This window comes from Flavobacterium arundinis (assembly GCF_038289855.1).
GTDB lineage: Bacteria > Bacteroidota > Bacteroidia > Flavobacteriales > Flavobacteriaceae > Flavobacterium > Flavobacterium arundinis.
Map to the genome: position 1 here is coordinate 586,478 of NZ_JBBYHR010000001.1, position 21,105 is coordinate 607,582.

Sequence of the window (21,105 nt, forward strand, 5' to 3'; positions counted from 1 at the left end):
ATGACTGATTATATAGAAAGCCTTCAGTGGCGGTATGCCACTAAAAAATATGATGCCGACAGAAAGGTATCCGATGAAGACCTGGAAACACTCAAAGAAGCTGTAAGGCTTAGTGTTTCCTCTATGGGATTGCAGCCTTATAAGGTAATCCTGGTAGAAAACCCTGAAGTGCGTGAGAAGCTGAGGGCGGCATCCAACAACCAGGCATCAATTACCGAGGCGTCGCACGTTTTTGTTTTCGCAAACGAAACCAATGTAGGCCACAGCCATATCGAGAAATACCTTGACAACATCAGCCGCACGAGGGAGGTTACCCGCGAAAGCCTTAACCCTTTCAGTAAGTCGATGCACAATTTCATCGAAAGCCAGACGGAAGATTTCAAAAATTTCTGGACATCGAAGCAAGCCTACCTTGCCATGTCATCGCTGATCAATGCCGCAGCAGTACTCCATATTGATGCCACACCGATGGAAGGCTTCAACAGGCCGGCCGTAAACGAGGTGCTGGGACTCAGCGAACTTGGCCTTAGCGCAGCAGTGATAGCAACCATTGGCTACCGCCATAAAGACGACAGCTTCCAGCATTTTAAAAAAGTGCGTAAGTCCAAAGAGGAGCTCTTTATTACCATTTAATTCATTAAACCTAAAATAAATAATTTAAACAATGAGAAATTTCAAGACAATCGCGATTGCATTAGTAGTAGCTCTTTCAACGATCACAGCTACAGCACAGGACAAAAAAATCAATACTTCAACCAGTAAGATTAGCTGGACCGGCGAAAAAGTTACCGGTAAGCACGAAGGTACCATCAGCTTCAAAGATGGTGTGCTTACATTCAAGGGCGGCAAGCTTACAGGAGGTTCTTTCACCGTTGATATGACCTCTGTAAATGTAACTGACCTGAAAGCAGGAGAAGGCAAAGAGAAACTGGAAGGCCACCTTAAAGCTGACGATTTCTTCGGTACTGACAAATACCCGACTTCAAAGCTTGTTTTCAAATCTGTGAAGGCAAAATCGGCTAATGTATATACTGTGACTGCCGACCTTACTATCAAAAAAACAACCAAGCCGGTAACTTTTGACCTTACCGTGAATAAGAATTCTGCAACAACTTCGTTTAAAGTAGACAGGACGAAATATGATATCGTTTACGGATCAAAAAGCTTCTTCGATTCTATTGGCGATAAAGCTATCTATGACGAGTTTACACTTGCAGTGGACGTAAAGTTTTAATTAGTATTTAAATTGAATGCGAAACCCCGGCAGTTGCCGGGGTTTTGTTTTTTCAACCTGCAAGGTTTTTTAGCAATTGCAGTTCTATTTTCTACAACTTTTACAGATTGTTCAGGACATCAGTTTGAATAATTCACATGCCGTTCCTCCGGAACTCTGAGCTACTACACATAACTAATTTCTATAAACATGTCGCCCCGCCGGGGCTGCCATTGATGAGTCCCGGAGGGACGGCATGTTTATAGAAAAAACATTAAGGCACCGTAAGAGCTTCGGAGAAGCGGCATGTAATTTAATTTTGTACCTAAACGCTCCGCAAAGTCGCTGGCTTTGCGAAGTAATTAGATGTCCCCGACATTTCTCTGCATGTCAGAGACCTGCCAACACATCACAAAGGCAGTGACTTTGCGAGACATCCGTTCTATAGTTACACCTACAAGGTTGGAAAAACCTTGCAGGTGATTAAAACAATCCTTCAATCGACAAATACCTTTCTCCTGTATCGTAATTAAAAGTAAGCACCACTGCATCTTCAGGAATTTCTGCAAGCTTCTTATTTACCGCTGCCAATGACGCCCCGGTAGAGACTCCGGCAAGCAGGCCTTCTTCCTTCGCTGCCCTTCTGGCAAACTCATAAGCCTCATCTTTACTCACCTGTATAACGCCATCGATAAGGTCGCTACGGTAGATGGAAGGTACAAACCCCGCCCCTATTCCCTGCAACGGGTGAAGCCCGGGGCTTCCTCCGCTCAATACAGGCGACAATTCCGGTTCGACAGCAAAGACCTTCAGGTTCGGGAATTTTTCCTTTAAAACAGCTGCTACGCCAGTTATATGGCCTCCCGTACCCACGCCGGTAATGATATAATCTATCCCATCAGGGAAATCGGCCAGTAGTTCCTGTGCCGTGGTCCTTTGGTGCACCTCAACATTGGCAGGGTTATCAAACTGGCGTGGCGACCATGCATTGGGTGTTGAAGCCGTCAGTTCAGCAGCTTTCTCGATAGCGCCTTTCATACCTTTTTCGCGGGGTGTCAGCTCGAAATCAGCTCCGTATATAGACATTAGTTTCCTGCGCTCCACACTCATCGATTCCGGCATTACCAGCAATAGCTTGTAGCCTTTTACCGCAGCCACCAGCGCCAGCCCGATACCGGTGTTCCCGGAAGTAGGCTCAATGATAATGCTGTCTTTGTTCAGAAGGCCTTTTGCTTCGGCATCCTCGATCATGGCCAGTGCAATACGGTCTTTTATGCTGTTGCCGGGATTGTTGCGCTCCAGCTTTACCCATACGTTGCGGTCTTTGTATAACCTTCCTAATTGCACATGCGGGGTATTCCCTATCGTCCCTAAAATAGTATCTGCTTTCATATATTGAATTTTTTATATTACAAAATTTAACGGTTCGGGAAATACATCCCTGCTCTTTATGGTGATCTCGCTTTTGTGGTATACCAGTGAATTCGGCGGGACAGAATGTGTTATCCAGACATTCCCGCCTATTACCGAGCCATCGCCTATCACAGTTTTCCCACCAAGGATGGTTGCATTGGCATAAATAGTCACGCCATTGCCTATGGTGGGATGCCGCTGCACCGATGTCTCTGCCTTGCTTACGCTCAGTGCACCGAGCGTCACACCCTGGTAGATCTTCACATCATTTCCTATGACCGATGTTTCGCCAATTACGATGCCGGTGCCGTGGTCGATAAAAAAACGCTCCCCAATTTCTGCTCCCGGATGAATGTCGATTCCCGTTTTGCCATGTACATATTCGCTGAGCATCCTGGGCAGTACCGGGACATGGTTTTGCCAAAGCTCATGCGCGATCCGGTAGACCGCAATTGCAAAGAATCCGGGGTAGGATACCAGTACTTCACTGCGTGATTTTGCCGCCGGATCAAACTCAAAAATGGCTTTTAGGTCGGATTCAAGCTTTTGATGAAGTAAAATAACTTTATCATTTAGTTTTAAAATAAGTAAGCCGGATTCAGAACTGCTTAGTCCGGATAGTTCCAACAGCTCCGAAAGCACTTCCTGAAGCTCTTTTTCCTTTGCAAGGAAATGGTCATAATCGGCATACTCCGGGCTGACGCAAAACAGCCAGTTGAAGAACTCCTCCACCCAGTATTCGGTTGTTGCCTTGCCGGGGAGCCTGCCCGATTTGAGGTAATTTGCGGTATAAACAGGATGTCTCATAATGATAAAATAAAAGCCCCTCTTAAGGGAGGAGCTTTGCGGTTATAAAGTTTCGGCCATATATCATGCCACAGCAAGCCCGTCCCTTTTAGAGGGACAACAACCGCATAGCATGATCTTTTGTGCCACAACCATAGTGTAATTAATTTGGATACAGAACAAATTTAATGAAAAAAAACTTATTAGTCTACTTGTTTAGTAGATTTATAAAATTACCAAAATAAGAAGTCAATGTTTTATACATTTGCAGTGAATATCTGCTTTTTATGAAAAAAATACTTGTTATTGACAACTACGACAGCTTTACCTACAACCTCGTACACTATCTTGAAGCGCTTGATTGTGAAGTAACTGTAATTCGCAATGATGAATTATCTATCGACGAGCCTGCAAAGTACGACAAGATACTGCTCTCTCCCGGCCCGGGTGTACCTGATGAGGCGGGATTACTGAAGGCTATCATAAAAAAGTATGCAGCTACCAAAAGCATCCTGGGAATTTGCCTTGGGCAACAGGCCATCGCGGAGGTCTTTGGCGGAAGCTTAATCAATCTCGAAGAAGTATATCACGGGGTCGCTGCAACGATAAAAATCACCGTTAACGATGAGCCGCTTTTTGACGGGTTGCCATCTGAAATAGAAGTAGGCCGATACCATTCCTGGAGTGTCGATCCGGCAACGCTACCCGATGTTTTAGAAGTAACTTCCGTCGATAAAATGGGGCAGGTGATGTCGATCCGCCATAACATTTTAGATGTAAAAGGCGTGCAGTTTCACCCTGAATCGGTACTTACACCTGAGGGAAAAATTATTTTAGACAACTGGCTCAACAATAATTAATATATAAATTTAAACTTTATATAAGTATATTTAATATATTGATTAAAAAACAAATAGTATATTTATATAGAATTTATCTATCGCTGTTTACGAAACCGTTTTATGTTAAGATTGTGTTAATATAAAATTTAAACAAACGTTTAATTTAAACAAGTGTTTAACTTTGCGTCGCAATTTGAATATGTGATGCTATGACAGATTTTAATGACAAGCAACTTGACATCCTGCAGGCAGCCGAAAAGCTGTTTGCAGAAGAAGGTTTCGATGGCGCTTCCATCCGAAATATAGCCCGGGAGGCTAACGTGAATATTGCAATGATCTCGTATTATTTCGGATCGAAGGAAAAGCTTTTGGAAGCCCTTATCATCCACCGCACATCAGGGATGAAAATGCAGCTGGAAAATATTTTTAATGAAAACCTGTCCCCTGCCGATAAGGTTGACCGCCTTATAGACCTGTACATTTCGCGTATCAACAAAAATAAGTGTATGTACCAGATCGTGCATTTTGAACTGTCGACCAAGAAGCGCATAATGGACATGAAAGCTTTTATTGATATAAAGCTGCAAAACGTGGAAGCTTTCAAAAGGATCATACAGGAAGGACAGGCACAGGGTGTGTTCCGAAAGGATATAAATATATTTCTCATCCCCACCACTATCGTGGGCATACTGGTGCATTTCCAGATGAATAGGATGTTTATGGAAACCGCACTGCAACTTGAATCGGACGATGCCTTTGAGGCTTATATCAAAAACGAACTGACCGCCCATATTAAACAAACAATTAAAGCGCTTTTATTACATGAAAATTAGAAATTTATTGCCGGGACTTCTTCTTTTCCTGGGCCTGGCAGTGCAGGCACAGGATAAAAAGCCGCTCTCGCTGGACGAGGCTATTGCACTTGCAACCACAAAAAGCAACGAAGCCGGCTTAGCAGACACGAGGGTTGCCACTTCTAAACTTGATGTGGACAATGTGAAGAACAACATCTATCCCGACTTTAAGGTTTCGGGGCAGTACATGAGGATTACCAATCCTACCGTGAAATTCAAGATCCCGCTTGGCAACGACGAGCCTGCCGATCCGGCTGATGGCAGCACAACAACGGCATCTCCAACCGTAAACCAGATCATGTTTGCCCAGGCCAGCCTGAGCATGCCGCTATTCTCCGGTTTTAAGCTGAAGAACAGCATCGATGCCTCAGAAAACATTTACAAGGCACAAACTTTCAATGCGGCGAGCACTAAGGAACAACTGGCTATGCAGGCGATCATGCTTTATGTAAACCTCTATAAGGCACAACAGTCGGTTTCCCTGATACAGGAGAACCTGAAAAGCGCCAACCAGCGTGTTACCGACTTTACCGCCATGGAACAAAACGGCCTCCTTGCCCGCAACGACTTATTGAAAGCGCAACTGCAATCGAGCAATATACAGCTTACCCTTGATGATGCCCGCAAAAAAGCGTCTGTCATCAATTATCAATTGGTAACGTTGCTAAAACTGCCGGAAGGCACGCAGATACAACCCGGCGATGCTTACTTTAAGAATGCTAAGGGCATCACCCCATCTGCTACCGAAGCAGAAGCCATCGGGCAGCGCAGCGACCTTGAAGCATTGAGGTGGCAGCAGAAGGCAGCAGAATCTGACATCAAAGTTGCCAAGGGCGATTATTACCCTTCATTTGCACTGTCAGCCGGCTACGTGGCTTTAGATATACAAAACGTGGTTCAGGTATACAACGCGGTAAATTTTGGCGTAGGCGTGTCCTATGACATTTCCGGCATCTTTAAGAACAACAAAAAAGTAAAGGCGGCCCAAAGCCGCGCCGAAGAAACCAAATACCAGGTAGCTCTGCTTACCGACCGCGTAAAGGTGCAGGTACAGGAAGCGCTTGAAAACTATAACCTTTCGCTAAAGCAAAACACCGTTTATACCCAGGCGCTGGAGCAGGCAACGGAGAACTACAGGATCGTTAAAGACAAATACGACAACGGGCTTGTGGATACCAATGACCTTCTTGAAGCCGATGTAGAAAAACTGCAGGCACAGCTTAACGAAACCTTTTCTAAAGCCGATATGACGCAGCGTTATTATGAACTGCTTAACGCGTCGGGCAAACTAACCAATTCTTTTAATCTTACCCAAACTAAATAATCACCATGGAAAAGAAGAAATCAAACAGCAAATTCCTTATCATACTCATAGTCCTTGTTGTTTTGGGCGGAGTTTACGGAACATTCAAATACATGCACTCGCAGGCCCACGAGGAAACTGACGATGCGCAGGTAGAAAGGAACATGAACCCGATCATACCGCGTGTGACCGGCTATGTAACGAAAGTGTACATCAGGGACAATGACATGGTAAAGAAAGGCGACACGCTTTTCGTTATCGACGATAAGGATTATGTAGTGCGTGTAGAGGATGCGAAAGCCGCGCTTGCCGCCGCCGAGGGGAGCTATGAAGTAGCAAAGGCTGACATTGGCAGCGCTACGGCAGGCGTTTCTGTATCTGAAGCCAATATCCAGTCATCGCAGGGAAACATTGAAGCGGCGAAGGTAAGGCTATGGAGGGCAACGAATGACTTCCAGCGTTTTGAGAATTTATATAAAAACCACTCGATAACCAAGCAGCAGTACGAGCAGGCGCAGGCCACTAAGCAGGAAGCAGAAGCCCAGTTAAGGGTTTTACAGCAGGCAACAGCAGCAAGCAGGTCGCAACGCAACATCAGCGTTTCAAGGTCGAATGTGAGCAACAAACAGACGGAGGTTGCCTCTGCCAATATCAAAAGGGCTCAGGCTGCCTTAGACGCTGCCAACCTCAACTTAAGCTATACAGTTGTAACCGCACAGGTGGACGGACAGGTATCTGCTGTAGACATTCAGCCGGGGCAACTGGTACAGCCGGGACAGTCGCTGTTTTACATCATCAGCAGCCAGGATGCATGGGTTGTGGCGAATTTTAAAGAGACGCAGCTTAACAAAATGAAAGAAGGGCAAAAGGTAACTATTACTGCCGATGCTTTCCCTGATACGGAATTTGAAGGCGAGATCACGTCCTTCTCCCCTGCTACAGGCGCGCGTTTCTCATTGCTGCCTCCTGATAATGCTACGGGCAACTTTGTGAAAACGATACAAAGGCTTCCCGTAAAAATAAGCCTGACAAAAAATAATGATAAAGAAAAAGTACGGCTTCTGCGTCCGGGTATGAACGTGGAAGTAGATGTACACGTAAAATAATATGGCAGCAACAGCAACAGCAGGTGCAGACGACCTGGTAGAATATGGCTTCAGGCGGGTTATCATCACGATAACGGCGGTACTGTGCGCATTGCTTGAAATCGTCGATACTACTATCGTCAATGTGGCCCTGAGCGACATGCGGGGTACCCTCGGCGCAACCCTTACGGATGTAGCCTGGGTAATTACCGCCTATGCCATAGCCAACGTGATCGTGATACCAATGACGAGCTGGCTATCGCAACAGTTTGGCCGGAGGAACTACTTTGCGGTATCTATCGTAATATTCACAGTCGCTTCCTTCTTGTGTGGTAACGCAACCAGTATCTGGGAGCTTGTAGCCTTCCGTTTTATACAGGGGCTTGGAGGTGGTGCGCTTTTGGTTACCGCGCAAACCATCATTACCGAAAGTTATCCCGCAGCAAAACGGGGTATGGCACAGGCCATCTACGGAATGGGTGTTATCGTTGGCCCTACCCTCGGCCCGCCCTTGGGAGGCTGGATCGTAGATAACTGGAGCTGGCCTTACATTTTCTACATCAACGTGCCGTTGGGTATTATTGCCACGATGCTTACGATGATGTATGTAAAAAGCCCTAAATATGGCGAAAAGCTAAAAGCCAGCCAGGTAGACTGGTGGGGGATCGTCTTACTGGCTGCATTTATTGGTTCACTCCAGTTCGTACTGGAGCATGGCCAGCAGGACGACTGGTTTGAAGACTCAACTATCGTAACATTAAGCGTGGTATGCGTGTTTGGCCTACTCGGCTTCATCTGGCGGGAAATGACTTATAAGCATCCTATAGTTAACCTTAGTGTATTGAGCGACAGCAACCTGCGCATTGGTACCATCCTGTGTTTTATAATGGGCTTCGGGCTTTACGGGACTACATTCATTATCCCTATTTATACGCAGTCGGTATTGGGATGGACCGCACTTGATGCCGGCCTCCTGCTGATACCAAGTTCACTGACCACAGCCTTTATGATGCCAATCATCGGTAACCTGATACAGCGCGGCATACCGCAAACCTACATGGTTGCAGTGGGCTTTATAATATTTTTTGGCTTCACATTCTGGATGCATAATATCATGACGCCGGATACAGGAACCGAACACATGTTCTGGCCGCTGATACTGCGCGGTATGGGACTTGGATTATTGTTCGTACCCATAACAACACTGGCGCTGTCAACACTGAAGGGCAAGCAAATTGGCGAAGGAGCCGCTTTTACCGGGATGATGCGCCAGCTGGGCGGTTCGTTCGGTATTGCGATCATTACAACGTTCATCTCCCGTTTCAGCCAGCAGCACAGGGTAGATTCCATTGCGCATCTTAACGGTTCCAGCTTCGAAGTGCAGCAGCGCGTAACACAATTGCAGCAGGGTTTTATGGCAAAAGGTTTCCCATCTAATGAAGCGTTGGCGAAAGCCCACCAGGTACTGGACTTTTCGGTAACCAAGCAGGCAACGGTACTATCGTATATGGATGTGTTCCTGTACCTGGGGATATTGTTCCTGGTTTGTATTCCGTTCATCCTTTTAGTAAAACGAGGAAAGACAAAAGTGGATATGAGTGAGGCGATGCATTAATTTAGACTACCAGATTTTAGATATTAGACTTTTAGACAAAAACCTCCGAAGCATTTTACACTTCGGAGGTTTTTTTATTCTAATATGAAATCTATTTCTTTGGCCTGCTTATCATCAACAGCGCCAAAACGAAGGTACACGGCTGCCTTTCGCATAAAGGGTGTTTCGAGCAGTGTTGGCCTGATGGCTTTGAAAAGTTCTTCCGCGTTATTGCCATAGAGGTACAAATACCCGTCGGTAGAGTCCATTGCGATCTCGTGGCCGTCCAGTTCTCCGACATTATTATGGTACAGCAGTATCCGCAGCCTGCTTTCAAGCTCGTGAAGCGGGTCAAGTTCTTCATGCCCGTACTGAAAATAAATGATCACGGCATGCCTGGAAACACTGCCTCCGCTTTTATCTGCCCTGAATAGGTCTGCGATCTCCATATTTACTATTGACTATTTTTTATTTTCTATTGCCTTGTGAACCGTTTAAATTGGAGCATTTTTTTATGGGTTTGAGAGGAATTCCCCCTTCGGGGGTTAGGGGGCTTTTATCTCGTAAACACCAGCGTATTCCCTTTCGAAAGCTTTGCATCGAATGCATACCCATCATAATTGAAGCCTTTGATCCCTTTAAGGGTTTTCACATTCTTATCGATGATGTAACGCACCATCATGCCCCTCGCCTTCTTGGCAAAAAAGCTTACCATGCGAAGTTCGCCATCTTTGTAATCTTTAAACTCGGGAGTGATGACAGGGACTTTGAGGGCTTTGGTATCTACCGCATCAAAATATTCCTTGCTGGCAAGGTTGATGAATAGTTCGCCGTCTTTCAACTCATCATTTAGTGACTTCGTTATGGTTTCTTTCCAGAACTCATACAGGTTCTTATTCTCCCCTACTGCCATCTGCGTACCCATTTCGAGGCGGTATGGCTGGATGAGGTCGAGCGGCTTTAAAAGACCGTATAATCCTGATAATATACGAAGGGTATCCTGTAATTTACCAACTTTGGCTGTCGGTATGGTATAGGCTTCTAATCCCGTATACACATCCCCATTAAAGGCATATACCGCCGGACGGGCATTCTTTGTAGTAAAAGGCGTTTTCCATTCCTGGTTGCGCTGCCAGTTGAGGTCGGCGAGCTTGTCGGATATGTCCATCAGTTCCCGCAGTTGGGCAGGTGTTTTCTCCTTTAATGTATCATGCACGGTTTCGGCATTGGCTAAAAAAGCAGGCTGCGTATGTTTGCGTACCGGCAGCTTGCTCTCGTAATCAAGCGTTTTGGCAGGCGATATGACGATCTTCATTCGTTTCGGTTTATATTTCAAAAGTAGGGATTTTTGTCCGAAGTCGGAAGTCGGAAGCCCGAAGATGAAATGTATTATTGTTTCGCCCTTTCAGGGCTGTAATTATCGGTGCATTCGATCCCGGGCGATGCCCGGGCCTATAAAATCGCACCCCGTTGGGGTTTACGCAACGTAACCCTGAAAGGGTTTTACAAATAAGCCTGATGCCCCTACCTATGAAATAGAATCTCGTTGGGGTTTGCGCAACGTAACCCTGAAAGGGTTTACAAATAAGCCTGATGCCACTACCTATGAAATAGTATCTCGTTGGAGTTTGCGCAATGTAACCCTGAAAGGGTTTTACAAATTAGCCCCGGGCACCGCCCGGGAAATATAAAGCGAATGTGAGGAAGCCCTGAAAGGGCGTAACGATCCGGCATGAGTGCAGCTCCGCGTGAGGGATAGAGCCGGCATCCTGCGGAGGCACGGAGCAGATATAGGCGAAAGCCCGACGGCGTAGGAACGGAGCCGGCACGCCCAGGGCCTCACCCCCCGCCCTCTCCAAAAGAGAGGGAGCCAGGACGGATTTTAACATAATTCCGGCTTCGATATCTGGTCTCTTGTTTCAAACACTATTTCCTGTAACTCTACGTTATTTGACTATATTAGCACAACCAATACAACCAACCATGCCTGACTACAGCATACAGACGAATGCGCTGAACTTTACCTATTCGAAGCACCGCAAAGTGCTTGACAACGTTTCCCTCAACATCCCTAAAGGTTCTATCTATGGTTTCCTTGGCCCAAACGGCGCCGGGAAATCGACAACCATGAGGCTGCTTACGGGGATACTGCCTGAGCAGGGCAACTCGATAAAGATATTCGGCAAACCTTTGCAGGAACAATTGCCCGAGGTGTTCGACAATGTGGGATCGCTCGTGGAAAGTCCGGCACTCTACCTGCACCTCAGCGGGTACAACAACCTGAAATATATAGCAAAGCTGCGCGGCATCCCGGAAAGCAAGATCGATGAAGTTTTGGAATTGGTCGAGCTTACACGCGATGCCAAACGCAAGGCTAAGCAATATTCGCTTGGAATGAAACAGCGCCTTGCCATTGCTATGGCCCTGCTGAATGAACCGGAACTGCTGCTGCTCGATGAACCCGTGAACGGCCTTGACCCGAACGGTATCCAGGACATCCGTAAACTGTTAGTAAAACTGAACCGCGAAAAAGGCGTGACTATTTTTGTGTCGAGCCACCTGCTTGCCGAAATCGAGAAGATGTGTACCCATGTGGGCATCATCAGCAACGGGAAGCTGCGCTTTGAGGGTACTATAGAGGAACTGGCAAAACATTCGGGTGCCTGCAAGATACAGCTGACCCTGAAAGATGCTGCGGAATGGCACAGTAAACTGCTTGCCGAACATCCGGCGGCACAGCTGGACAGCGCAACGCACATCAGCCTGGAACTGCCCGACAGGGAAGCCATACCGGCATTCGCCAAAAGCCTCATCGATGACGGTGCACACCTGTATGAGATAAAAATACTCGACGGCCTCGAAGAATGGTTCATGTCTTTAGTTAAACAGCAATAAACAACACACCCGCAATGCAAAACTTTATCACTGCCTTAAAGGCCGAACATATTAAAAAAAGAGGGACGGGCATTTATTACCTCAGCGTTATACTGGGTGCCATTACCCCTATTATCATTACTTTGGTTGAATTTTTCGAGGATGTAAAGCCCGGAAGGGTAATGCCTTACAACTATTATATGGCATTTATAGAAAAAGGCCTCGAGGCTTTTACCCAGTTTTTCTTCCCGCTGCTCATCATCATTACCGTGAGCCGAATCACGCAGCTTGACCACAAGAACGGCGGCTGGCAGCTGATGGAAACCCAGCCGATGCGCAAAGTATCCATTTACTTTTCGAAGTTTACGGTTATCCTTATTGCCAACCTCATCGCGATTCTGACGTATTTTGTAGTAAGCTATCTTGGCGCGTTCATCGTCAGCCTCGTTATCGATATGCCAAAAGATGCCACAATAGAATTTGCATTCGGCGAAATGCTGATGTTGTTTGGCAGGCTGTTCCTGGCATCGCTGTTCCTTTCGGCGTTCCAGTATTTGATTTCGGTACTGATGTCCAGCTTTATCTGGTCGATACTCATTGGGTTCTTCCTGCTCCTGCTCTTCATCTTCCTGAATGCCTTAAATGTAGTGCCGGACTGGTACCCTATGGAATTGCTAAGTAAGGTTTCTACCTACGATAAAGGCAGTCAGTTGGGCTATTGGGCTACCTATTCGGAAGCAGTGAGTTTTCTTTGTGCCGTTATAACGCTGTATATAGGCTTCGAATGGTACAGGCATAAATCGGTGAAACGTGCTTTTTTTGGCAAAGGCATGCGCACAGTAAAACTGGTTGCCGTGCTTGCGGTTTTCGGCGGGCTGCTGGTTTACACATTGCTTCCCAACACCATGCCTTTGCATAACCGCACTGTTGTAAGCGGAAAAATAACCGGCGATGCCAAAATTGCAAATGTTTACCTCATAAACACCTTTGCAGATGATACTATAGCTGTGATACCCGTTAAGGATAATGCCTTCCACAAGGTAATTGATAAGGACATTGTTTTTGACCAATATAAGCTGGCTTTCGGTGAAATGGCGAACCAGGGGCTTGTGCTGGGCAATAAGGACAGCGTTTATGTTGACCTTAAAATGTATGGTCAGAATGTGAAGTCGGAAACTACAGGAACCCGCCTTGCGGAAAACCAGTATAAAGAATCGGGTGGGTTTCAGGGAAGCGTGGTAACCTACTATATGCAGGATAATATGTTTATGGACAACCCGGCCATGATAACCAAGCTATTGGTCGAAGATTGGGAGAATGATATGGAAAGATCGGACAAATTCAAGACAGCCGACAACTATGTGCCCCATGAGGATTTCCTTGAGCAGAACCGCAAGCTGGTAACAATACAGCACCTTAATGTGTGGAACGCCTTCGTGAAAAAGCGTGAAGCGATGTACCCTAATGACGCTACGCCTGAAACGGCTGAAATTAAGGCCATGAAGGCCAAAGTAAGCATGGACAATGAAACCCTGCTGGGCAACGAAGACTATTTTAAATATGTCCGTTCGGGCCTCATTGCGAAAAACAAGGCTGATATAGATGAGAACACAAAAGCGCTCCTTGCCATAACAAAGCTGAAACTGGGTTCTTTCCGGGATAAAATGCTGTACTGGCAGCTGAATACCAGCATCAAAGAAGCTTCCGCTTCTGAAGAAAGGACAAAGCTCCTTGCCGATTATGGCCCGCAATTTGCCGATAAAAAGTATTATACCAATGCAGCCGCCAAAAACAACCTCATTGAAAGCCTGGGCAAAGGCATGCCTGCACCATTTATAGATGCCATGACACTTGATGGAAAACCATTTGACTTTGCATCACTTAAAGGCAAATATGTGGTTATCGATGTTTGGGCTACCTGGTGTGTGCCGTGCCGGGAGCAGTCACCAAAGTTTGAGAAATTTGCTATCAAATATAAAAACGAGCCGGTGCAGTTTGTCGGTTTGAGCATCGACCGCAGGATAGACGACTGGTTTATGGAGGCAAAAACCAAATCGAAGTCGGTGCTGCAGCTGCATGCGAGTAACGAAAAGCTGTTCAGTAAGCAATATGATATCATGGGCATACCACGTTTTATCCTTATAGACAAGGAAGGCAATTTTGTGGATTCGGAAATGCCGTACCCGTTTGACAAAGCATTTGAGAAACTGCTTCGCGAAACGCTGGGGCTCCCTGAGCAAAAATAGTTTTATCTTTGCCGGACTATGGGTTTGCGTTCGGCACTGATAAAAAATAAAGAGGTTATACTTTACGGCGCGTGCCTGGCGCTGCTGCTATTCTTGCTGCGGTGGTTCGAATTCCGTTTTCTTATACTCAGCAATTCCCTCGAGATCTACATCGGACTGATAGCGGTTGTGTTTATGGGGCTGGGCATCTGGGTGGCTTTAAAATTGGCTAAGCCGAAAAAGGAAACTATTGTCATTGAAAAAGAAATTTATATCCCTGCGCAAAAAGAGTTTACTTTTAATGAGTCCGAAGCGGAAAGGCTCGGGCTGAGCAAACGCGAACTCGAAGTATTGCAGCTGCTCTCGGAAGGACTGAGCAATGCCGAAATTGCCGAGAGGCTGTTCGTGTCGCTCAACACTATAAAGACACATACGTCAAAAATATTTGAAAAGCTGGAAGTGAAAAGAAGGACGCAGGCGGTGGAGGTTGGGAAAAGGCTGGGGTTGATAGCGTAAACATCATATCAAAAAATAATAATGGAAGACGTAATCCAAAATCTTAAAAGAAACATTTTCTACAGAGCTAGAATATTTATAGAAGATATTGGCAGTTTTTCACCCTTTGGTGCTAAAGCTAAAGGACAGGATATTGTGGATATAATGGCATATAAAGATTTTGAGGAATCGATAGAGGGAATAGAGTTAATCGATATGCTTAGAGGCAATTTCACAAAAGAGTTAGAGATGGATGCTATTCAAGCTGGCGCAATAGCCTATGATGTAGCAGTCGAATTACAAAATGCGGACGGAGTCTTTCAAAAACGGGACGCTCTTTGTTTAATTACGTCAACTGACGGAAAAAATTGGGAGGAAGAATATTTCCCGTATATGCTTGTCAATGGAGAATGCATTTGGAGGTAAAGTTGATGAGATGATGAGGTAAAAGCTTATAAACACCCAAAATCACCCGAAAGTATGACCGCATTTTTGCATCAGATACGCAACTTTGACCCATAAACTAAAACAAATAGTATGAAAAAAATTGTGCTTACTTATGGGCTTATCGGGGGCGGGATTTCAGTGATCGGCTATCTTATTACAATATTTACCGGCCACACCAACATGCAGATCAGCATGCTCATTGGCTTTGCCTCGATGCTCGCAGCGTTCTCACTTATTTTTGTAGCCACGGCCAAATACCGCAATGCACACGGAGGTGTGGTTTCCTTTGGGAGTGCTTTCCAAATCGGGTTGTACATCGCACTTATTGCCTCTACTATATATGTGTTGGTGTGGCTGTACTACCTGTACAACATTTATCCCGACTTTGCCGAAAAATTCTCAGCCCAGTATCTTGAGGGGCTTAAAGCGGCAGGAGAACCGGAAAGCGTGATCGCAGAGGCCACCACCGAAATGAACCAGTTTGTCATTGACTACAAAAAACCTTGGTATGTGATCATAAAAACCTATGAGGAGATCCTGCCACTGGGGATCGTTGTATCGCTCATCAGCGCATTGATCTTAAAACGTAAACCAAAAATTCAACAATAATTATGGGAAAAGTAACAGGACTGGGCGGGCTATTCTTCCGCTCAAAAGACAGCAAGGCACAGGCACAATGGTATTACGATCATTTGGGCATCAATTCGGCAGCGACCGGCTATATATGGATGCAGGAAGCGGGGCCAACGGTGTTCTCGCCATTCAAACAGGACACCGACTATTTCGCCAGTATGGAGCAGCAGTTCATGATCAACTTCCGTGTGGAAGGGCTTGATGAATTGGTGGAACAACTCGCAGCAAAGGGCGTTCGTATTGATGAAAACCGCATGGATGAATCGTATGGCAAGTTCGCCTGGATATACGACCCGGAAGGCAACAAAATCGAACTTTGGGAGCCGGTAGCTGAGAGTAAATAATTTTTTTTGCTACAAATTCCGGCTAATTTTTTTGCCACTAATTACACAAATTACCACTAATTATTTAACCACATAGATACATAGGTTTCATAGCCTTAAAGAGGAAACATATTGCCACATAGTATGAAGCGACGCTTCATCTCTGTGCTGCTTTTGCACAACTCCTTATACAAGAGAAAACCTATGTGCCTATGTGGTAAAATTACCTTACAGTTTATAAAGGCAATTTGTGGAAATTAGTGTAATTCGTGGCTTTGTCATTCTGACAAAGGAAGAATCTCTTCATTATTTTTGAGATTCTTCACTTCTCCGCCGCCGCGGATACGTTCAGAATGACACAAAATTCCGTTTTTTTCATGAAAAAATCTATATTTGTGAAAACCTTACGCCATGGACTTTTCGCAGATAAACAAAAGCATCAGCCGTTATGTAAATTTTTCGCAGGAAGAACTGGATATCTTCAATTCACTGCTGGAATATAAAAAGGTACCAAAGAAAACCATCATGCTTCGCGAAGGCGAGATGTGCAACTTTGAGGCTTTCGTGATAAAAGGCTGCGTACGGAAATACTACATCGACCCCAGCGGATTTGAAGTGATACTACAGTTTGCTATTGAAGATGCATGGGTGAGCGATATCTCCTTCAGCATTTATGAGGATAAGCCGAGCCGCATTTTTATCGAAACGATGGAAGATTGTGAGTTCCTTGTCTTTACCCCCGAAACCAAAGAGGAGCTTTTCACGAAAGCGCCACGGTTCGAGAGGGCTTTCCGCATCCTGCTGCACCGCAACCTGGCTTCTACCCAAAACAGGCTTTTCAATGCCATATCAAAGACCGCGCTGGAAAAATACCTGGAGTTCCTGGAACTCTACCCTACCCTCCCTCAACGGGTGGCACAGCACTATATCGCTTCCTATCTTGGTATCTCGGCGGAGTTCCTGAGCAAGACGAGGGCGAAAGCAGCCAAGATTTCAGATTTCAGAGGGTAGATTTCAGATTCCACTCATGCCCTAAAACGTAGCGTTCACAGCAAGAGTGAAGCTCAATTCTAAAATCTGAAATCTACAATCTGAAATTATTTCTTGTCCCAGTTCAATGCACACCACTTTATAATACCGCAACTTTGTCCTGTAATTAAAACAACAAACCATGGACAGAAAAGATTTTATAAAAAAAGGCCTGATGGGAACAGGAATGTTCATTACATCGGCTGCATTGGGTGATGCCCTTAAAAACGATATTGATGAGATAGCGCCATTGGAGCCTATAGGATTCAACCACCTTCCTAACCCGGGCTCACTGGTAATGGAGAATACCGTATTGCATAAAGCCGGTACACGTGGCCATGCTAACCACGGCTGGCTGGATTCGCACCACACCTTCAGCTTTGCCAATTATAATAATCCCGACCGGATGCATTTTGGCGTGCTTAGGGTGCTGAATGATGACAGGGTCGATGCCGGTATGGGTTTTGGTACGCACCCACACGACAATATGGAGATCATCTCGATACCGCTTGAGGGCGACCTGGAGCACAAAGACAGCATGGGGAATTCGGCTATCATAAAAAAGGGCGACATACAGGCCATGAGCGCCGGGACCGGCATTTACCACAGCGAATACAACAAGAACAAAGACCGGCTTACAAAGTTCCTCCAGATATGGATCTACCCCAACAAGAAAAACGTAACCCCGCGCTACGACCAGATAACCCTTGACGAAGGTGCGCGCCACAACAGGCTGCAACAGGTGCTTTCGCCCAACAGTGATGACGAGGGCGTATGGATACACCAGGATGCGTGGTTCCACATGGGAAAATTCGATAAGGACTTTGCAGTGAGCTACCCACTTAAGAAAAAAGGGAACGGCATTTATGCGTTCATACTCAAAGGGGACTTTACCATAGGCAGCATCAGCCTTAATGAGCGCGACGGCCTTGGCGTATGGGATACCAACGAGATAGGCATTACGGCAAATTCACAGGATGCGGAACTGCTTCTTATGGAAGTTCCGATGGCTTTATAATAAATTATTCATTAAAACTTTGTAGTACACAGAAATAGTATTACATTTGTATATACAAATATTGTATCTACAGCAATTAAATCAAATTTTAAATAATAAAAATTCTAAAATTATGGCAACAACCAAATGGGCAATTGACCCAACCCACTCAGAGATCGGATTTAAAGTGAAACACATGATGTTCAGCAATGTATCAGGAAAATTTGACACCTTTACTGCTGAAGCGACTACCGAAGATGATAACTTTGAGAACGCACAATTCGATTTCAGCGCCGATGCATCATCCGTTAACACCGGTAATGCTGACCGTGACAACCACCTGAAAACAGCTGATTTCTTCGGAGCAGAAGACCATGGCAAGATCGATTTCAAATCGACATCCTTTAAAAAGAACAGCGATGACGATTATACGCTGACAGGCGACCTTACAATAAAAGGAACTACTAAATCAGTAACGCTTGCTGTGGAATTTGGCGGTATTGCAAAAGACCCATGGGGCAATACCAAAGCAGGCTTTAGCGCAACTGGCAAACTGAACCGTAAAGATTTTGGCCTTACCTGGAATGCAGCCCTTGAAACAGGTGGTGTATTGGTAAGCGAAGAAGTAAAACTCGTTATCGACGTGCAGTTCGTAAAACAATAATTGGTTTGGTTTTTATATTTGAAAACCCCGCAGCAGTGATGTTGCGGGGTTTTGTTTTTACTATCTTAAAAGGCTTATTTAATTCTACTCCGATTTCGGATACGTAACCGGGCTGCACTGTGCAAATTTCTCATTTGCAGTAACCCCAAACTTTTTGTCCTTTATATAAATGTTCAGCAGCCTGTTGAATTCTTTTTCCTGTTCTTCCGTTACAGGCGTATTGAAATGGTACAAAAAATAATCGATCGTACCATCAGGCTTCATGTAAATACGGTTAAAGGCACGGGTTGTCGCTGTCCATTTAAAATTATTCTCCAGAAGGAAAGCCCCAAAATCCATAAGGAAATCCTGATATGCCTGTACATGCTTTTCTATCTCAGCATCCGTTTTGAAAACCGCCTTTTTGGGGTCGCTGTCAATAGCGCTCCTGTAATCGGCGTCCAGCTTTTTTACTTCAATACCTTTTTGGGGCGCATCTTCAAACCTCAGGCCCTTCTGCCCATATCCTGAAAAGGCAATGGCGCATACAAAAAACAAGGCAATAATTTTCATAGGCTGTATATTGGTGGTTAATCCTCCTCCTCTACCGTATGTGATTTAGAATATGTCCTCCACTTCTCGATGCATTCGGTCATGTCCTGTGGTATCGGCGCTTCAAAACGCAGGAACTCCTTTGTTACAGGGTGTTCAAAACCAAGCGTTTTGGCATGGAGCGCCTGTCTTGGCAGTACCTTGAAACAATTTTCGATAAACTGCTTGTACTTAGTAAATGTGGTGCCTTTCAATATCAGGTCACCGCCGTAACGGGCATCGTTAAATAAGGTGTGCCCTATATGCTTCATGTGGACGCGTATCTGGTGGGTACGCCCTGTTTCCAGTTTGCAGGATACCAGTGTAACATAGCCAAAGCGTTCCAATACTTTATAATGTGTTACCGCATGCTTGCCTTCGCTGCCGTCAAGGTAAACGGTGTTCTGCATACGGTCTTTCGGGTGGCGGCCTATGTGGCCTTCTATCGTACCTTCCTCTTCCTTAATGTCGCCCCAAACGAGCGCGACATATTCCCTCTCGGATGTTTTCTCAGAAAACTGCCTGGTAAGGTAAGCCATCGCCTGTTCGGTTTTGGCAATTACCAAAAGCCCGGAAGTGTCTTTATCAATACGGTGTACCAATCCCGGCCTTTCGCTGCTGTTCATTGGCAGGTTCTCAAAGTGATAGGCCAGTGCATTGACCAGTGTACCGGAATAATTGCCGTGCCCCGGGTGTACTACCATACCGGCTTCTTTATTGACAACCAGAAGCTGGTCGTCCTCAAAAACAATGTCCAGCGGAATATTTTCAGGAGTCAGTAAGTATTCATAAGGAGGATGTTCCAGGCGCATACTCACGATATCATTAGCCTTAACCTTGTAGTTCGACTTTACCGGAATATCGTTTACATAAATATTTCCCAACTCAGCGGCCTGCTGTATCTTGCTACGGGTGGTATTTTCCAAAAGGTTCATCAGGAACTTGTCAACCCTTAGTGGCCCCTGCCCTTTTCCTGCTTCAAATCTGTGGTGTTCGTAAAGCTCATCGTCAGCTTCATTCTCAATAATAGGTCGTGTCGTCATTAATCCTGTTCATCAATATTAATATCTTGTGTGCCTGTGCTGTCCGGCTCTTCATAGCCTGTTTTGCCATCGCCCAGCACCAGGTCGATCTTCGAAGCTTTCATTACTTTATCGCCTGCTTTCAGTTTTTTACCATTCTGCCACATTTCAAGCACTACATCTTTAGCCAGATACGGCTTGTAGGTTTTCTTACCTTCTTCAAGCCCATTGCCTTTCAGCGTAGGGATGGCAGCCCTGTAGGTTTTTTGTATGAGGTCCGGCAATGCGACCATGCTGAATTTACCCGCATTCACCTTAATATATATCTTACGGTCTTCCTTAACGTTTGCGTTCGGCAACGGATCCTGTTCTACGATACTATACGGCGGGAACTCCGGCCTGAAATCAACGGTATCAAGGACAATATATTCAAGGTCGATGTTTTCCAATGTTTCGCCTGCTTTCTCAACGGTCATTTTCCGAAGGTCGGGTACCGCAATTTTCTGGTCGTGGTTAGTCGCAAAACCCAGCCATTGCAGCAGCAGGAAAATAACCACTATCACAATTCCGAGGGCTATCGCCAGATGCTTGAAGAAAACTTTACTCGTCAAAAAATTTCTAAGGCTCATGTAAATGAATTTTGGCAAAGATATAAATAATACTAAACTTTATAAGTTAATGAAGTTCCAACACAACAATATTGTTTTGAAACGAAATTTAGTAAAAACTATAAAAA

At 45.3% G+C, this 21,105-nt stretch carries 23 protein-coding genes; 16 read left to right on the plus strand and 7 right to left on the minus strand.

Annotated features, from left to right (window positions below; translation table 11 throughout):
- Together AAEO56_RS02620 and AAEO56_RS02625 are read left to right on the plus strand one after the other, a co-directional pair.
- Positions 1–633, plus strand: a complete 633-nt coding sequence (locus AAEO56_RS02620; RefSeq protein WP_341695462.1) for an NAD(P)H-dependent oxidoreductase — start codon at positions 1–3, stop codon at positions 631–633.
- A gap of 31 nt (positions 634–664) precedes the next feature.
- Positions 665–1,234 (plus strand): YceI family protein, encoded by a 570-nt coding sequence (locus AAEO56_RS02625; RefSeq protein WP_341695463.1) that lies wholly within the window; start codon positions 665–667, stop codon positions 1,232–1,234.
- 462 nt (positions 1,235–1,696) lie between these two features.
- On the opposite strand, the gene cysK is transcribed toward AAEO56_RS02625, so the two are convergent.
- Complete coding sequence (gene cysK / locus AAEO56_RS02630; protein WP_341695464.1) at positions 1,697–2,605, minus strand: cysteine synthase A; 909 nt, start codon at positions 2,603–2,605, stop codon at positions 1,697–1,699.
- Positions 2,606–2,617: 12 nt separating this feature from the next.
- A complete protein-coding gene (gene epsC, locus AAEO56_RS02635) occupies positions 2,618–3,433 on the minus strand; it encodes a serine O-acetyltransferase EpsC (protein WP_341695465.1) in 816 nt (271 codons plus the stop codon).
- A gap of 266 nt (positions 3,434–3,699) precedes the next feature.
- Between epsC and AAEO56_RS02640 the strand changes: the two genes are divergently transcribed.
- The 5 genes from AAEO56_RS02640 (at position 3,700) to AAEO56_RS02660 (ending at position 9,111) form a co-directional block, all read left to right on the plus strand.
- Entirely contained in the window at positions 3,700–4,272 is a 573-nt protein-coding gene (locus AAEO56_RS02640) for an anthranilate synthase component II (RefSeq protein WP_341695466.1), read from the plus strand.
- 191 nt (positions 4,273–4,463) lie between these two features.
- Positions 4,464–5,087, plus strand: a complete 624-nt coding sequence (locus AAEO56_RS02645; RefSeq protein ID WP_341695467.1) for a TetR family transcriptional regulator — start codon at positions 4,464–4,466, stop codon at positions 5,085–5,087.
- Positions 5,077–6,432: a TolC family protein gene (locus AAEO56_RS02650; RefSeq protein ID WP_341695468.1), complete on the plus strand. Its 1,356-nt coding sequence runs from the start codon at positions 5,077–5,079 to the stop codon at positions 6,430–6,432. Before AAEO56_RS02645 ends, AAEO56_RS02650 begins: the two co-directional genes overlap by 11 nt.
- Positions 6,433–6,437: 5 nt before the next feature.
- Entirely contained in the window at positions 6,438–7,517 is a 1,080-nt protein-coding gene (locus AAEO56_RS02655; protein WP_341695469.1) for an HlyD family secretion protein, read from the plus strand.
- Between the two features lies 1 nt (position 7,518).
- Complete coding sequence (locus AAEO56_RS02660) at positions 7,519–9,111, plus strand: DHA2 family efflux MFS transporter permease subunit (protein WP_341695470.1); 1,593 nt, start codon at positions 7,519–7,521, stop codon at positions 9,109–9,111.
- Positions 9,112–9,185: 74 nt separating this feature from the next.
- On the opposite strand, the gene AAEO56_RS02665 is transcribed toward AAEO56_RS02660, so the two are convergent.
- Both AAEO56_RS02665 and yaaA read right to left on the minus strand, forming a co-directional pair.
- Entirely contained in the window at positions 9,186–9,539 is a 354-nt protein-coding gene (locus tag AAEO56_RS02665; RefSeq protein ID WP_341695471.1) for a hypothetical protein, read from the minus strand.
- 107 nt (positions 9,540–9,646) lie between these two features.
- A complete protein-coding gene (gene yaaA, locus AAEO56_RS02670; protein WP_341695472.1) occupies positions 9,647–10,405 on the minus strand; it encodes a peroxide stress protein YaaA in 759 nt (252 codons plus the stop codon).
- A gap of 668 nt (positions 10,406–11,073) precedes the next feature.
- On the opposite strand from yaaA, the gene AAEO56_RS02675 reads away from it, so the two are divergent.
- The 9 genes from AAEO56_RS02675 to AAEO56_RS02715 all read left to right on the plus strand — a co-directional run bounded on the left by AAEO56_RS02675 (position 11,074) and on the right by AAEO56_RS02715 (position 18,777).
- Positions 11,074–11,985, plus strand: a complete 912-nt coding sequence (locus tag AAEO56_RS02675; protein ID WP_341695473.1) for an ABC transporter ATP-binding protein — start codon at positions 11,074–11,076, stop codon at positions 11,983–11,985.
- A gap of 14 nt (positions 11,986–11,999) precedes the next feature.
- Entirely contained in the window at positions 12,000–14,210 is a 2,211-nt protein-coding gene (locus AAEO56_RS02680; RefSeq protein ID WP_341695474.1) for a redoxin family protein, read from the plus strand.
- 18 nt (positions 14,211–14,228) lie between these two features.
- A complete protein-coding gene (locus tag AAEO56_RS02685) occupies positions 14,229–14,705 on the plus strand; it encodes a response regulator transcription factor (RefSeq protein WP_341695475.1) in 477 nt (158 codons plus the stop codon).
- A 21-nt stretch (positions 14,706–14,726) separates the two neighbouring features.
- Positions 14,727–15,110 (plus strand): hypothetical protein, encoded by a 384-nt coding sequence (locus AAEO56_RS02690; protein WP_341695476.1) that lies wholly within the window; start codon positions 14,727–14,729, stop codon positions 15,108–15,110.
- Between the two features lie 111 nt (positions 15,111–15,221).
- A complete protein-coding gene (locus tag AAEO56_RS02695; protein ID WP_341695477.1) occupies positions 15,222–15,740 on the plus strand; it encodes a DUF4199 domain-containing protein in 519 nt (172 codons plus the stop codon).
- Positions 15,741–15,742: 2 nt separating this feature from the next.
- On the plus strand, positions 15,743–16,108 hold the full coding sequence (locus AAEO56_RS02700) for a VOC family protein (RefSeq protein ID WP_341695478.1): 366 nt from the start codon (positions 15,743–15,745) through the stop codon (positions 16,106–16,108).
- 390 nt (positions 16,109–16,498) lie between these two features.
- Positions 16,499–17,098: a Crp/Fnr family transcriptional regulator gene (locus AAEO56_RS02705; RefSeq protein WP_341695479.1), complete on the plus strand. Its 600-nt coding sequence runs from the start codon at positions 16,499–16,501 to the stop codon at positions 17,096–17,098.
- Positions 17,099–17,414: 316 nt separating this feature from the next.
- Positions 17,415–18,134 carry a pirin family protein gene (locus AAEO56_RS02710; protein WP_341695563.1) on the plus strand — a complete coding sequence of 240 codons (720 nt, stop codon included), beginning with the start codon at positions 17,415–17,417 and terminating at the stop codon, positions 18,132–18,134.
- 112 nt (positions 18,135–18,246) lie between these two features.
- On the plus strand, positions 18,247–18,777 hold the full coding sequence (locus AAEO56_RS02715; RefSeq protein WP_341695480.1) for a YceI family protein: 531 nt from the start codon (positions 18,247–18,249) through the stop codon (positions 18,775–18,777).
- 84 nt (positions 18,778–18,861) lie between these two features.
- Here the strand turns inward: AAEO56_RS02715 and AAEO56_RS02720 are convergent, their stop codons facing one another.
- Genes AAEO56_RS02720 through AAEO56_RS02730 form a run of 3 tightly spaced genes read right to left on the minus strand, consistent with a single transcriptional unit; the run spans position 18,862 to position 20,998 of the window.
- Complete coding sequence (locus AAEO56_RS02720) at positions 18,862–19,329, minus strand: hypothetical protein (protein WP_341695481.1); 468 nt, start codon at positions 19,327–19,329, stop codon at positions 18,862–18,864.
- Between the two features lie 17 nt (positions 19,330–19,346).
- Positions 19,347–20,390: an RluA family pseudouridine synthase gene (locus AAEO56_RS02725; protein ID WP_341695482.1), complete on the minus strand. Its 1,044-nt coding sequence runs from the start codon at positions 20,388–20,390 to the stop codon at positions 19,347–19,349.
- Positions 20,390–20,998, minus strand: coding sequence for a PASTA domain-containing protein (locus tag AAEO56_RS02730; protein ID WP_341695483.1), 609 nt, complete (start codon positions 20,996–20,998; stop codon positions 20,390–20,392). The genes AAEO56_RS02725 and AAEO56_RS02730 overlap by 1 nt, the downstream gene beginning before the upstream one ends.
- Positions 20,999–21,105 lie beyond the last annotated feature (107 nt).